The sequence below is a fragment of the Mesorhizobium sp. M7A.F.Ca.ET.027.02.1.1 genome (assembly GCF_004022985.1).
GTDB lineage: Bacteria > Pseudomonadota > Alphaproteobacteria > Rhizobiales > Rhizobiaceae > Mesorhizobium.
Genome location: NZ_RZOL01000159.1, coordinates 1 through 13359 on the forward strand (window position 1 = coordinate 1; position 13359 = coordinate 13359).

A 13359-nucleotide genomic window follows, 5' to 3' on the forward strand; every position below is an offset into this window, starting at 1 on the left:
CGCCAGGAGTGAGGGTAGCTGTGCTTCAGCCGGCCGCGCGCGAACAGCGCGTTGCGCTTGATCATCTCGTCGATGACGGCCTGGTTGGCGTTGCCCTTCTTGCCGTTGTCGTCGATGACACGCGCCGGTCCACCCTCCTGGTCGGGGCCGAAACCCGGCGCGTCCTTGGTGAAGAAGCCGCCATCGTCGACGGTGAACGGGATGGCGGGATCGATGCCGCGTGCGCGCAGATCCACCGCCGCATCCATCCAGGCGTCAAAGTCCTCGCGGCCGTGGCCGGGCGCGGTGTGGACGAAGCCGGTGCCGGCATCGTCGGTGACATGGTCGCCGGCGAGCATCGGAACGGCAAAGTCGTAGCCGCCGCAAAAACCCTTGAGCGGATGCGAAAGCGTAAGGATTCCAAGCTCTTGCGCCGAAACGCTGCGGAGACGATTCAAGGTGACCTTGGCCTTGACCGAGGAGTCTTCGGCCAGCGCATCGGCAAAGATCAGTTTTTCACCCGGCTGCGGGCCGAATGCGTTCTCGGCTGCCGTGACCTCATAGAGGCCATAGTTGATGCGCGGCGAATAGTTGACGGCACGGTTGCCGGGGATCGTCCATGGCGTCGTCGTCCAGATGACGACATGTGCCTGCAGCAGATCGAGTGCGCCCTCCGTCAGCTTGGTCTCGCCATCGACAGGGCGGGCCAAGCTGGCGACCGGAAACTTCGCCCAGATCGTGTCGCTCTCATAGTCGTGGTACTCGATCTCGGCCTCGGCCAGCGCCGTGCGCTCGACCACGCTCCACATCACCGGCTTGGAGCCGCGATAGAGCTGGCCCGACATGGCGAATTTCAAAAGCTCGCCGGCGATGCGCGCTTCGGCATGGAAAGCCATCGTCGTATAGGGGTTCTTGAAATCGCCGATGACGCCGAGGCGCTGGAACTCGGCCCCCTGCACGTTGATCCAACCCGAAGCGAACTCACGGCATTCCTTGCGGAATTCGTTGACCGGCACCTCGTCCTTGTTCTTGCCCTTGGCGCGGTACTGCTCCTCGATCTTCCACTCGATCGGCAGGCCGTGGCAGTCCCAGCCGGGCACATAGTTCGAGTCGTAGCCGCGCATCTGGAACGAGCGGGTGATGACATCCTTGAGGATCTTGTTCAGCGCGTGGCCGATATGGATGTTGCCGTTGGCGTAGGGTGGCCCGTCATGCAGAACGTATTTCGTGCGGCCGGCAGCGCTCTCGCGCAGCTTGCGGTAGAGATCCATGTCCTGCCAGCGCTTGACCAGCAGCGGCTCCTTCTCCGGCAAGCCGGCACGCATCGGGAAGTCCGTCTGCGGCAGGTAAAGCGTCTTGGAATAGTCGATCGTTTCAGTTGTATCGGTCATTGGTCTGCCATTTGCATTGCCCGGCGGGCGTACAAGCTCGGGCGTGAACTATCATGTTATGGAAAAAGCGCGAGGGGGCGCGCAGAAACTCCCGGCGGCTCCGGCGGCGCTCAGGCCACCCGGAACACCGGGCCTGTAATTCGTATCGCGATCGCGAAAAGGCGCGAAAAGCTGGTCATGGCTGGGCTTTTAGCCGAAGCCACGGCAGGAATAAAGCGTCTCGTTCGATTCACTTACATCGTGAAATCGAAGCGGTAGGTGGTCGACACGCCAATCATGAACTGGTTGCGGTCGCCGCGCTCCTTGACCAGGCTGGAATCGGCCGCCGGTCCCATCAGGCGCGAATATTCGCCAAACAGGCTGGCGGTCATCGGCTCGGTCACCTTCCAGGTTATGGCGCCGCCGAGGCCGGTCGATTTCAGCCCGCCACCGGGATGATATTCGCTCAAGCCCGAGGCCACGGCTTCCTGCGCGTTGACGCCGTAATAGGCGTCGAAATAATTGCCTGAGGCGAAGGAAACACGCGGGCCGCCCGAAATCCTGACGGTCGGCGTCACATCGTAAAAGGCGTCGGCGGCAATGTCGGCGACAAAGCCGTTGTGAGCGCGAATGCCGTGGCGCAGCTCGGCGCGGGCGCGCAGCCAGTCGGTCGGATAGAATTCGAAGAAGCCGCCGACTTCCCCGCCCCAGCGCACCGGATCGAGGCCCTTCAGCTCATCGGCGTTGTCGTCATCGCGGGAAAACAGGAACTTGCCGGTCAGGCCAGCGCGGAAACCGCCATCATCGACCAGCGCCAGCGAGATGTTGTCGTTGCGCGAGACAAAGCGGGCAGCAGGTCCGGCCTTGCCCAGCGAAATGATCGGCGAGGCGCTGAGCAGGTACTTTTTGCCGCCCTCGAAATTCGGCGCCACCATGCCGGTGGCACCTACGGTCAGATACCAGTCGCCGGACAGCCAGCTGCCCTCGCCCGCATTGGCAGCGCCCGTCCCACCCAGCACCGCGGCGGCCAACACAAGAGAGATTCTTCCGACCGAACTCATGGCCACTCCACTAACACAACGCATATGATTGCCGATGACAGCTTTGACGGCCGTTTGGTAAAATTTGATTTAAAGCCGAGACATATGCTCGCGCTTTGCCGCGATCCCGCTGCCGGTCATCGGCTGGACGTTGGCTCGCGCCCGGATTACCTTCCATCCGCAGTATTCCGCAGCCCTCGATGGAGACCGCGACAATGACCCTGCATGGCGATGCCTTGAAAATCGGGATCGAACAGACACGGACAAAATGGGGATGGTTTGTCGCACTCGGTGTGCTGCTGCTCATCTTCGGCGGCATTGCCTTCGCCAATCTGTTCGTCGCCACGGTGGCTTCCGTCTACGTCGTGGGATGGCTGATGCTGATGGCGGGTATCATCGAGATCGTGCACGCGTTCGGCGTCAAGTCCTGGAATCGCTTCTTCTACTGGCTGCTCAGCGGACTGCTGTACGCCGTCGCCGGCTTCTTCGCTTTCGGCAATCCGTTGCTTGCCTCGGCGGTGCTGACGTTCCTGCTGGCGATCGCGCTGGTCGCGTCAGGGGTGCTCAGGGCCTGGGTCGGCTACAGCCACCGGCCGGAACGCGGCTGGGGCTGGCTCGTCGCCGCCGGTGTCATCAGCGCGCTTGCAGGTCTGATAATCGCCATGGGCTGGCCGGTCAACAGCCTGTGGGTGCTCGGTCTGTTCCTTGCGATCGATCTGATCTTCCAGGGCTGGACCTTCATCGCCGTCGGCCTGGCGCTGAAAAAGTAGGGATCATGCCTGGACTCAAAAAGCCATGGCCGCGTCGAGATCGGAGAGCGGCTTGACGCCGGCAAGCAGCGCGCGTGCCTCGGCTTCATCGCGCTTCATCTGCGCGACCAGCGCATCGAGCCCATCGAACTTCACCTCCGGGCGCAGGAAACCGAAGAAGGAAACCTGACAGACCTCGCCATAGAGGTCTTCGGAGAAGTCGAAGACGAAGGTTTCCAACAGCGGCGCGCCATTGTCGTCGACCGTCGGGCGACGGCCGAAGCTGGCGACACCGTCGTGGAGCGTGCCGTCGGCGCGGCGGAAGCGGACGGCATAAATGCCCTCCTTGAGTGCGGCTTCCGCCGACAGCCTCATATTCGCGGTTGGAAAGCCAAGGGTGCGGCCAAGCTGCTGTCCGCCGACCACCTCGCTTTCGACGGTGAAGCGGTAGCCGAGCAGACCGGCGGCTTCAGCCACTTCGCCCTCGCCCAGCAATCCGCGGATGCGGCTGGACGACACCACCTCGGCGCCCTCGTCCCGGAAGGCGTCGACGAGCGTGACGCCGAAGCCGTGACGCTCACCCGCCGCCATCAGGTAGGCCGGGCCGCCTTGACGATCCTTGCCGAAGTGGAAATCGAACCCGGTCACGGCGTGGGTAATGCCAAGGTTCGTTTCCAGCACATCCGTCACGAACGCTTCCGCCGACAGCGAGGCGAAGTCGCGCGTGAACGGCTGCTCGACCAGCGCGGCAAAGCCCAGCAGCGACAGGAGCCGCGCCTTCATCGGCGGCGGCGTCAGCACGAACAACGGGATATCAGGCCTGAAGATCTTGCGCGGATGCGGTTCGAACGTCAGCACCAGGGCCGGTACGCCGCGCCGTCCGGCCTCGGCAGAGGCGCGCTCGAGCACCGCCTGATGGCCGCGATGGACGCCATCGAAATTGCCGATCGCCACCACGCCGCCGCGCAGGTCGGCGGGAAGCGGCGCGGTTGCCAGGACGCGTTGGAAGGCTGCCATCGTCACCTACCGAAGTCTGGGAATGACGGCCACCGGACCATAGCCATGCTTTTCCAGGAACGCCGCCAGTCTTGCCGGATCCGGTTGCAGGGCATCGCCATAGTCGCGGGCATGGATGCCGCCGGAGACATAAAGAACATCGAAGCCATTGTCGGCGGCGCCCTTCACATCGGTCATCATGCCGTCGCCGATGGCCAGCACCTGGCCGCGCTCGACCGGCCGGCCAAGAATCTCGGCAACTTCCTTCATCGCGAGATTGTAGATCGGCGCGTATGGTTTTCCAGCGATCAATGTGCGGCCGCCAAGCTGGGCATAGTCACGCGCCAGCGCGCCGGCACACCAGATCATGCGTTCGCCGCGCTCGACCACGATGTCGGGATTTGCGCAGATGAAAGGCAGGTTCCTGGCGCGCAGCCGCCGCAGGAGCTCCGTGTAATCCTCGGGCTTCTCGACCTCGTCGTCGAACAGGCCGGTGCAGACGACGCCGGACGCCTCGAACTCCTCGACAAGCTCGACGTCGAGACCTTCATAGAGGGTGACGTCCCGGTCGGCGCCGATAGGGAAAATCTTGCGCGGCCCTTCGGCGATCAGATCCCGCGTCACGTCGCCTGAGGTAACCACCCGGTCGTAGGCTGACGGTGGAACACCGATCGCGTTCATCTGCGCCACGACATCGGCACTTCTGCGCGGCGAATTGGTGATCAGGACGACGGGGATTTTCGCCTCTCGAGCCCTTGCCAGTGCGGAAGCCGCCACCGGGAAATGCGTTTCGCCATTATGGACCACGCCCCAGACGTCGCACAGGATTGCCGAATAGGCCTTCGACACGTCTTCGAGCGAGCCGATGATTTCAGGCGAATTCGCCATGCCGTTTCCTTCAGTCGTGATCGTTGCGACGCCGCGACCGACGGTTCGCCGCAGCCGGTTCGGATTAGCCGAACCGTCCCGGCCTGTCACCAGCTTTCGCCAGGCGCGCGAGCGGCAGTGGATGTCTCGCGCGAAAGGCTGCGATGGGTAAAGTCCAAGGTTTCCTCGCTTCAGTAGCTGCAATGGCGGCGCACTATCGTGCCGTGGGGCCGGCATGGTTAACTAACCTCCAAAAAACTGGCCGGTCTTTGACGCATCCAGCAACGTGAAAATTAGCGTTTTATGAGCATCGTCATGCCGACCACTGGTTTCTGGGCTGGGATGCTAAAAGCGATGATCCTCGGATTCGCGCGCGACAGGCGCGGCAACTTTCCCTTGGCAACCGCCATGGCGATGCTGCCGATGATGCTTGGCGTTGCCGGAGTCATGGATCTGGTGGGCACCAGCGAGGATGCCGCGCAATTGCAGAACTCACTGGACGCGGCGGGGCTCGCCGTCGGCACAAAGTATTCGCCCGGCATGACGGCAGGTGATGTCCAGGCGCTCGGGCTGACATTTTTCGCGGCCAATATGAGCATTGCCGACCAGCAAGAATATTCGGGCAGCGTCTCCGCCTTTTCGGCAGCCGCGAGCGGCGACCCGAGCGCCTACTACATCTCGGTTTCGTCCAAAATCAGCCGAGCAAGCTTCATCAGCGGCGCGCCCGCTTGGCAGGCTCACCGCTCGGCCTCGGTCAAACTTGAGCCTGGCGCGCAAGCCTGCGTGCTGGCGCTCGATCCGCAGGCATCCGCCGCCGTGAGCCTGCAGGGCTCGACCAGCGTCTCGATGAGCAACTGCGTGATCGCGGCAAACTCGGATGCGCCCGACGCCGTGAACAGGGGCGGTTCCGCACTGGTTTCAGCGGGCTGCGTCTCGACTGTCGGCGGCACTTCCGGGCTTTCGTCACCCAACGCCACACTCACCTGTGGAATGCCGCTCGAACATCAATATGCGTCTTTTGATCCTCTGGCCGACGTCGTCCCTCCCCCCTTCACATTGTGTCTGCCGGTCCCGAACGGCAAAACCTACACGCTGTCGCCCGGCACGTATTGCGACAAGACATTGTCGGGGGACATCACACTTGATCCGGGCGTCTACATCCTGCGCGGCACCACCATCAAGCCCGGCGGCAACGGTAGCCTGACAGGCCACGGCGTGACTATATTCCTCATGGAAGGCGCACAGCTCTACATAAATGCCAATGAGAAAGTGGACCTTTCCCCGTCCACCAGCGGCCCCTATGCCGGCATCACCATTTTCGAGGATCACGGGAACACGTCCGCCTTGACGCTCAATGGCGGGGCAAATTCCACGATCAGCGGTTTCGTCTATGCGCCTGACGCGCCCATTTCCTACGCTGGCAACTCAGATATGAGCAGTCAGGGCGATTGTCTGAGGCTTGTCGGCAAGACCGTGCTGATGACGGGAAACTCGTCCGTCAGGACGGATTGCACGGCCATGCTTGGAAATCGCGAGATGTATGCCAGTCGCCGCATCACTCTCGCGAAATGAAGAGGCCACGTTTCGTGCGTCAGCGGTAGTGAAAGCGCCGGTCGCCCACCGTCTCGATCGGCACATCGGTTGCGAAAATCGGTCATCCGGCGCCGGCTGATGGCACGGTGCGGAAGGCACTCGCGCTGAAGATGGCGACAGACGCGCAGCGCTGAGAGTGCAAAACGGCAGTCGCCACTATCAGCCGCCGAAGACGTCTTTCAGGAATGCATGAGAGGCAAGGATGGATTGCTCGGCCGCATTGTACTGCATCCGGTGACCATAGGTCTCGATGCCAGTCTTCAATCCTGCGGAGTCAAATCCGTGACGAGCACCCGGGTAGACGTCAAGCTGTACGGAGCTTCCCTTGCCGCTGCGCTGCGTCATCATCTCCTGGCAAATTTTGGCGGGGGTCCGATCGTCAAGCTCGCCGATCAGTATCAAGGTCGGGGCCGCCATGTCGCCATTCGTTGCCGAACAATCCGGATAGTAGGCGATCGCAGCCTTGAATTTGCGCTCCATAAGCCGCTCGTCTCCACCAGATTGCAAGGCCTCGAGCGTTGCGTTCCCGCCAGCGGAGAACCCCATCAACGCAATGCGCCGCGGTTCGACAAACTGTATTTCGATAGGAATTCCAGAGCGCCGTAGGCGTCATATACGCGATCAACAGAGTGGAGGCCATCACAGGTCTCCTTTATGCCGCGGGTGCTGAAGCTGTCGACGACGAGGACGACGTAACCCCAGGAGGACAGTCGCTCGGACCAGGTTTTCTTTACACTTCCGGGCAGACCTGAACATCCGTGCAGAACCACGACAGCCGGGAACGGCCCCTCACCCGGCGGACGCGTTAAATACCCCTGCAGCGGCGTGCCGGGAACGGCCTTCGGGACCTTGCCGCCTGCTTGCGCAATGCGCTTCTGAAATGACGTTGGCTCCGAAGCCGCGCTTTCAAACTGCACCGGCTGGTCAGCGCGCGCTGGCGCGGCAGGCAGATAGCTACCGATACAAAGGCAGGTCAGACAGACGATCTTGTTGGGCAGGCTCGGCAGGGAGAAGGCCATGGGTGCCTGCTTCGTTACATCGGCCGCCTTATCTGCTGTACCCGCTCGGGCTCGACCACCTTGCGGTAGAGATGCCAGGTGGCATGGCCGAGCACCGGCATGACGACGGCGAGCCCGGCAAACAGCGGGATCGAACCGATCACCAGAAGCACGGCGACCAGCAAGCCCCACAGCGCCATTTGCAGCGGGTTGGCCATCACCGCCCGGGCCGAGGTCTCGATCGCCGAAACGGCGCCGACGTCACGGTCGAGCAGCAGCGGGAAGGCAACCACGGTGGTGGCCAGCACAACTACGGCGAAGACAAAGCCCGCGGCATTGCCGGCAAGGATCAGCGTCCACCCCTTGCTGGTGGTCAGCACGTCGCGGATGAAGCCACCAATCGAGGCCGGCGGCTGGTCGCCAAACAGCCCAGTGTAGATCGATTGCGCGGTGTAGAGCCACAGCAGGAACAGCGCCACCAGCATGACGCCGATGACAGCGATCGACGGAACCGCGGACGAGCGCCGCACGTCAAACGCGTGCCGCCAGGAGGTGTTCATGCCGAGCTCGCGCCGGCGGCTGATCTCGTAAAGGCCGAGGGCCGCAAATGGCCCAAAGCAGCGCGAAACCCGACATCAGGGGATAGATGAGCTGGATGGCATTGGCGCCGGACGTCCACTGCGTCAGGATCAAGCCGACAATGGGATAGATCAGGCACAGGAACACGTAGTGCGATGGTTTTGCCCAGAAATCCTCGAAGCCGAGACGCAGCGCGTCCCAAAGGTCCGACGTGGTGATGCGGCGCACCGTTGGCTGCACATGCATTCCACGTGCGTCCGCCATGACATGAAAGCCGGCCATAACCTTCCTCCCGTGTGTCGGGGCGGTGTGTCGGGGCGGTCACCGCCTGGATGGCCGCCCGGAGCTGCCATTTCTCGTACAGCGTTATCCTAGCCGATTTAGAAGCAGTTGTCGCCAAGTCCGCCGGTAACGGCTGGTTGAACCGGGCGGCAGCAGACTTGGCGCCGCGCGCCGCCATGCACTTGGCGCCGCGCGGCTGGCAACTTATGAAGCGAAGCGATCGATCACCTCAGTCAGGGGGACGTGGCCAAGGCAGGCGCCAGAACCGGCGGGCTGTTCGCCATCCTCGACAGCCAGCGCATAACGCACGGCCGGATCGGATTCGATGCGAAGGCGCAATCCGGCCAGCTTGGGATAGGCAGCGCCGTCGATCGCCTGGTGAAACTCCGCCCAGCGCGCCACGCCGATCAGCGTGGTATCGGCCAGCGTCAGCCGGTCGCCGACCAGGAAATCCGTGTCGGCGATCATCGCCTCGAGCCGATCATGACGTTCCGCAACGGCCTTGCGGCCGAACTCCCGCAAGGTCGCCTTCAGCGCCGGTTCATCCGCCGCCATTTCCAATGCCACCCAGAGCGGGCTGAAGGCGGCGGTGAAACCGGTGTTCACGAAGGCCATCAGCTGGTGCATGCGGTCGGCTTGCGGCGTGCGCGGTTCGAAGCTGATGCGGCGCTGTGTGTCGCGGGCTTCGAGCCACGAGGCGATGGCCATTGTCTCGGTGAGCACCCGGCCTTCGTCGGTGATCAGCACCGGCGTTTCCTGACGGTCGTTGATGCTGGCATAGGCATCGTTTTTCATCTCGGTGAGCATGTCGACGCGGCACAGGCGATAGGGTTGCCCGACGCGTTCAAAGGCAGCGACAAGCCCCATCGAGCTTCCCGCCGGGAAGCCGTAAAGGAGGATAGGTTCCATTTGTTTTCTTCCGTGATTGAGAGGATCACGCCGCGCAGCGAAACTTGACCCTAAACGCTTGTCGTCCCATGTAAATTACGCACAATTCTGTAACCAGGATCCGCCCATGAAAGACGTCGTCTCACGCTGCCCGATCGAAGAGACCATGCGCGTGCTCAGCGGTCGCTGGCCCACACTGCTGCTCTATTATCTGAAGGACGGGACCAAGCGGTTCAGTGAACTGAGACGTGACAACCCGACCGTGTCGCATCGCATCCTGACCCTGGAACTGCGCAAGCTGGAAGAAGCCGGCATCGTGCGGCGCACGGTGCGTCCGGGTTATCCGTTGCGGGTCGACTATGACCTCACAGCGCCTGGCCGCCGGCTTGTACCGCTCATCGACGCGCTCGGGTCGTGGTGGGTGCATACGGAAGACGACCGGATGGGCGGTTCCTCGGACGCAGATCTCGATACTGCCGCCTAACATCTTCGATTTTCGCCGCCCTGCCCGGCAAAAGCCATGATCGACGTTATCTCAGGGGCATGACCATAGCGAAAATCGAAACCCACCCGATCCCGAATCTGCACAGACGCATGGTGCTGACCGGCCTCGCAGCCTTGGCGGGCCTCGCCGCCTGCAGCACCGTTTCACTGCCGTCAGGCGAAGGCGCCGGGGTCTCCTCCTCCGCCACCAGCACGCTGGCCAGCATCCGCGCCTCGGCGGGGCTCGCGCCGCTGGTCGCCGACCGGCAACTCGAACAGGCTGCCCTGCAGCAGGCCGGCTACATGGCGCAGCGCCGCCGCATGAGCCACACCACCGGCTGGGGCAAGGATTTCGCCTCGCGCGTCAAGGACAATCGAATTTCCGGCGCCGCGGCGGAGAACATCGCCGAGGGTCGTTTCGACCTCGAGAAGCTGTTCGACATCTGGGTGCATTCACCTGGCCATCGCCGCAACATGCTCGACCCGCGCTTCACCCGCTTCGGCCTTGCCTATGTGCGCGACGGCGGCGACAGCAAGCTCCGTTACTGGAGCCTCGTGCTCGGAAAATAGAGCTAGTCCATATGCGCTGCCGGCGCGCCGCCGGCAGGCGCCTGCTTGGGCTTGCGCAGCAGGAAAACAAACGGGATGGCAAGCAGCGTCATCACCATGAGTATTTTGAAGTCGTTGACGTAGGAAATCATCATCGCCTGCAGATTGACCATGCGATCGACCTGCGAAAGCGCCGTCGGATCGCCGCTCGCGGCGGCAGGAGAGACCGCCCAAAGATTGGGGTTGAATGGGTTGATGAAGGCCGAAAGCTCGGTGTGATTGATCTGCGTGTTGCGCACCATCAGAACCGTCACGACCGACACGCCTATGGACGAGCCAAGATTGCGCACCAGGCTGAACAGGGCCGTGGCATCGGTGCGGAAGCGAATGTCAAGCGTGGCGAAGGCGACGGTCGACAGCGGCACGAACACCATTCCCATCCCCAGGCCCTGGATGACGCCGGAGCTGATGATCAGCCAATTGTCCATCTGCGGCGTGAAGCTGGACATGGTGTAGAGCGACTGTGCGGTCAGGAGGAAGCCGATGACCACGAGGATCCTGGCGTCGATCTTGCTCATGAGCCGGCCGACGACCAGCATTGAAATCATGGTGCCGACACCGCGTGGCCCTATGACGACGCCGATGGTGACGGTCGGATAGCCGAAGATGGTCGACAGCATTGGCGGCAACAGCGACATGCTCGCCAGGATGAGCACACCCATGATGAAGATGAACGCCAGCCCGGTCACGAAATTGCGGTCGAGGAAGATCTTGGGATCGATGAAAGGGTGTTCGGCGGTCATGGTGTGAATGATGAACACCCAGAAGCCGGTGAGCGAAAGACCAAGTTCGATCCAGATCTCGACCGATGAAAACCAGTCGACCTCGCCGCCGCGATCGAGCAGCAGCTGAAGCGCGCCGACGCCGAGCGATATCATGGCGAAGCCGAAGAAATCGAAGCCGCGCACCCGCCGGGCAACGGCCGGCAAGTAGGCGGCCATGCCGAGAAAGGCGACGATGCCGACCGGCAGGTTGATGAAGAACACCCAGCGCCAGTTGAAATTTTCGGTCAGCCAGCCACCCAGCGTCGGGCCCAGAATCGGCCCCAGCATGATGCCGGCGCCCCAGATGGCCATCGCCTGGCCATGGCGTTCCCTGGGATTGATGTCGAGCAGGAAGGTTTGCGACAGAGGCACGATCGCCGCGCCGAACACGCCTTGCATCAGCCGGAAGAACACTATGGACTCCAGGCTCCAGGCGATGCCGCACAGCATCGAGAATATGGTGAAGCCGACCACCGCCGTCAGGAACAGTTCCTTACGGCCGAAGCGGTCGGCCAGCCAGCCGGTGACCGGCGTCATGATGGCGGCGGCAACGATGTAGGAGGTCAGCACCCAGTTGATGTTGTCCGGCGAGGCGCCGAGATCGCCCGTCATTGTCGGCAGAGCGACGTTGGCGATCGTCGTGTCGAGCGCCTGCATGACCGTCGCCAGCATGAGCGCGACCGTGATCAGGCCGCGATGCGGCACTTCTTTGAAGGGTTCGGGCGTGCTCATGGCGTGGAACTTCCAGCAGGTAACAAAAACGTGTACAAGGGGTTTCCGGGCGGCAACGCCTTCCGTTGAGAGACCCTCGTCGCGGTGGGACGCGATCGTCGATGTGGGGGTTACATCGACTGAAAGTCTCTGATGAGCGGATGCCTGCCGCCCGGAAACATGAGGACCGACGGGTCCGCGTCGGAGATTTCAGATTTCGGCCAGGCCGCGACGCGGCAGCGCCAAACGCTGATCCTTCCAGCTCCTCCCATCAGACCAATCCTGCTATTCACCTCCGCCGCTGGTCCTGCGGCAATCTGTTGACGTTACTGCGCGGCCTCGCCAGCCGTGGCGTGACCAAAGATCGAGGGCAGGCCACGCGCCACGCCGGTGTCGACGGTAACGGTGGCGCTCATGCCGGTGCGCAACGCCATCTTGGCGTCCGCATCGATCAGTTCGAGACGAACCGGGATACGCTGTGTGACCTTGACCCAGTTGCCGGTGGCATTTTGGGCGGGCAGCAGCGAGAACTCGGCTCCCGTGCCGGCGCCGATCGCCTTGACCGTCGCCTCGAAGGTGCGCCCTGGATAGGTGTCGACCACGATCTCGGCCTTCTGCCCGGGCTTCATGTGGGTGAGCTGCGTTTCCTTGAAATTGGCATCGATCCAGGTGTCACCGGTCTCGACCAGCGAAAACAGCGGCGTGCCGGAACCGACATACTGACCGACCTTGAACGACGAGGCCTGGCTGACGATGCCGTCCGCCGGCGCCTTGACCGTTGTCTGGGCCAGGTCGTAGGCCGCCTTGTCGCGCGCGGCGAGCGCGGCCATCACGGTCGGGTGCTTGTCGGTCTCGATGTCGGGATTGCCGCCAAGGCCTGCCTTGGCGCTGATGATGCCTTGCTCGGCAACCGCCAGCTGCTGCTTGGCCTTGTCGAGATCGTTCTTGGCTTCGTCGAGCGACGATTTGGCGTTGATGCCCTTCTGGGCGAGATCGGCGGCGCGGTCGAACTGTGACTGGGCGAAGGCGACCTGGCTGGCATCGGATTTCTGCTGAGCCATCGACTGGCCATAGGCCGCGCGCAACTGCTCGACATTGAGACGCGCGCCCGCCACCGCCGCGTCGGCCTGCGCCAGCGCGATCCGGTAGGGCTCGGGGTCGATGGCAAACAGCTCGTCACCCTGCTTGACCAGCTGGTTATCGAAGATGTCGACCTTAACGATGCGGCCGGCCGTGTCGGAAGCGATCGACACCTTGGCCTGCTGCAGATTGGCGTTCTCGGTCTCCTGATAGCGGCCGCCGGTGACCCAGACATAGCCACCGCCGACAGCCAATGCCGCAGGCAGCGCGACCATCAGCAGGAAGCGGCCCAGCCGGCGCTTTTTCTTCACGGGCACTGGGGCCGGCTGTACCGGGGGAGCAACCGCCGCCGGGGCCGCGGCCAGCTGCGC

The 13359-nt window shown here is 62.9% G+C and carries 13 protein-coding genes and 1 pseudogene; 4 read left to right on the top strand and 10 right to left on the bottom strand.

The annotated features are described in order from the left end of the window. Positions 1-1370 (bottom strand): class I tRNA ligase family protein (locus EN749_RS18265; RefSeq protein WP_145990942.1); only part of this gene is annotated, 1370 nt, incomplete at its 3' end. A 233-nt stretch (positions 1371-1603) separates the two neighbouring features. Beyond that, complete coding sequence (locus EN749_RS18270) at positions 1604-2410, bottom strand: MipA/OmpV family protein (protein ID WP_127331538.1); 807 nt, start codon at positions 2408-2410, stop codon at positions 1604-1606. Between the two features lie 194 nt (positions 2411-2604). Between EN749_RS18270 and EN749_RS18275 the strand changes: the two genes are divergently transcribed. After that, on the top strand, positions 2605-3159 hold the full coding sequence (locus tag EN749_RS18275) for an HdeD family acid-resistance protein (RefSeq protein WP_127331536.1): 555 nt from the start codon (positions 2605-2607) through the stop codon (positions 3157-3159). Positions 3160-3174: 15 nt separating this feature from the next. Here EN749_RS18275 and EN749_RS18280 read toward each other — a convergent pair whose 3' ends face one another. Both EN749_RS18280 and EN749_RS18285 read right to left on the bottom strand, forming a co-directional pair. Then, positions 3175-4155: a bifunctional riboflavin kinase/FAD synthetase gene (locus tag EN749_RS18280; protein ID WP_127395622.1), complete on the bottom strand. Its 981-nt coding sequence runs from the start codon at positions 4153-4155 to the stop codon at positions 3175-3177. Positions 4156-4161: 6 nt separating this feature from the next. Continuing rightward, complete coding sequence (locus EN749_RS18285) at positions 4162-5022, bottom strand: TIGR01459 family HAD-type hydrolase (protein WP_128363647.1); 861 nt, start codon at positions 5020-5022, stop codon at positions 4162-4164. Between the two features lie 387 nt (positions 5023-5409). Here EN749_RS18285 and EN749_RS18290 point away from each other — a divergent pair, with 387 nt between their 5' ends. Further along, positions 5410-6573, top strand: a complete 1164-nt coding sequence (locus EN749_RS18290) for a pilus assembly protein (protein WP_164874005.1) — start codon at positions 5410-5412, stop codon at positions 6571-6573. A 180-nt stretch (positions 6574-6753) separates the two neighbouring features. Here EN749_RS18290 and EN749_RS39590 read toward each other — a convergent pair whose 3' ends face one another. The 4 genes and pseudogenes from EN749_RS39590 to EN749_RS18305 form a co-directional block, all read right to left on the bottom strand. Continuing rightward, entirely contained in the window at positions 6754-7140 is a 387-nt protein-coding gene (locus EN749_RS39590) for a dienelactone hydrolase family protein (RefSeq protein ID WP_348629361.1), read from the bottom strand. Beyond that, positions 7140-7613: a dienelactone hydrolase family protein gene (locus EN749_RS39595; RefSeq protein ID WP_348629362.1), complete on the bottom strand. Its 474-nt coding sequence runs from the start codon at positions 7611-7613 to the stop codon at positions 7140-7142. Before EN749_RS39595 ends, EN749_RS39590 begins: the two co-directional genes overlap by 1 nt. Before the next feature lie 14 nt (positions 7614-7627). Continuing rightward, positions 7628-8453: pseudogene (locus tag EN749_RS18300) on the bottom strand (DUF2189 domain-containing protein). A 204-nt stretch (positions 8454-8657) separates the two neighbouring features. After that, positions 8658-9362 carry a glutathione S-transferase family protein gene (locus EN749_RS18305; protein ID WP_127395620.1) on the bottom strand — a complete coding sequence of 235 codons (705 nt, stop codon included), beginning with the start codon at positions 9360-9362 and terminating at the stop codon, positions 8658-8660. A 106-nt stretch (positions 9363-9468) separates the two neighbouring features. Between EN749_RS18305 and EN749_RS18310 the strand changes: the two genes are divergently transcribed. Then, positions 9469-9825: a helix-turn-helix domain-containing protein gene (locus tag EN749_RS18310; RefSeq protein ID WP_127395619.1), complete on the top strand. Its 357-nt coding sequence runs from the start codon at positions 9469-9471 to the stop codon at positions 9823-9825. Between the two features lie 59 nt (positions 9826-9884). After that, positions 9885-10394 (top strand): CAP domain-containing protein, encoded by a 510-nt coding sequence (locus EN749_RS18315; RefSeq protein ID WP_127322629.1) that lies wholly within the window; start codon positions 9885-9887, stop codon positions 10392-10394. A 2-nt stretch (positions 10395-10396) separates the two neighbouring features. Here EN749_RS18315 and EN749_RS18320 read toward each other — a convergent pair whose 3' ends face one another. Together EN749_RS18320 and EN749_RS18325 are read right to left on the bottom strand one after the other, a co-directional pair. Beyond that, the gene (locus EN749_RS18320) at positions 10397-11929 is read right to left on the bottom strand and encodes a DHA2 family efflux MFS transporter permease subunit (RefSeq protein WP_128363648.1); all 1533 of its coding nucleotides are present in this window, start codon (positions 11927-11929) and stop codon (positions 10397-10399) included. A 305-nt stretch (positions 11930-12234) separates the two neighbouring features. Next, positions 12235-13359 (bottom strand): HlyD family secretion protein (locus EN749_RS18325; protein WP_245491444.1); only part of this gene is annotated, 1125 nt, incomplete at its 5' end.

Excerpts from the sequence above, each read along its gene's own strand:
- EN749_RS18305 (WP_127395620.1), bottom strand. The coding sequence starts at position 9,362 with ATGGAACCTATCCTCCTTTACGGCTTCCCGGCGGGAAGCTCGATGGGG.
- EN749_RS39595 (WP_348629362.1), bottom strand. The coding sequence starts at position 7,613 with ATGGCCTTCTCCCTGCCGAGCCTGCCCAACAAGATCGTCTGTCTGACC.
- EN749_RS18315 (WP_127322629.1), top strand. The coding sequence starts at position 9,885 with ATGACCATAGCGAAAATCGAAACCCACCCGATCCCGAATCTGCACAGA.
- EN749_RS18285 (WP_128363647.1), bottom strand. The coding sequence starts at position 5,022 with ATGGCGAATTCGCCTGAAATCATCGGCTCGCTCGAAGACGTGTCGAAG.
- EN749_RS18280 (WP_127395622.1), bottom strand. The coding sequence starts at position 4,155 with ATGGCAGCCTTCCAACGCGTCCTGGCAACCGCGCCGCTTCCCGCCGAC.
- EN749_RS18290 (WP_164874005.1), top strand. The coding sequence starts at position 5,410 with ATGGCGATGCTGCCGATGATGCTTGGCGTTGCCGGAGTCATGGATCTG.
- EN749_RS18310 (WP_127395619.1), top strand. The coding sequence starts at position 9,469 with ATGAAAGACGTCGTCTCACGCTGCCCGATCGAAGAGACCATGCGCGTG.
- EN749_RS39590 (WP_348629361.1), bottom strand. The coding sequence starts at position 7,140 with ATGGGGTTCTCCGCTGGCGGGAACGCAACGCTCGAGGCCTTGCAATCT.
- EN749_RS18320 (WP_128363648.1), bottom strand. The coding sequence starts at position 11,929 with ATGAGCACGCCCGAACCCTTCAAAGAAGTGCCGCATCGCGGCCTGATC.
- EN749_RS18270 (WP_127331538.1), bottom strand. The coding sequence starts at position 2,410 with ATGAGTTCGGTCGGAAGAATCTCTCTTGTGTTGGCCGCCGCGGTGCTG.
- EN749_RS18275 (WP_127331536.1), top strand. The coding sequence starts at position 2,605 with ATGACCCTGCATGGCGATGCCTTGAAAATCGGGATCGAACAGACACGG.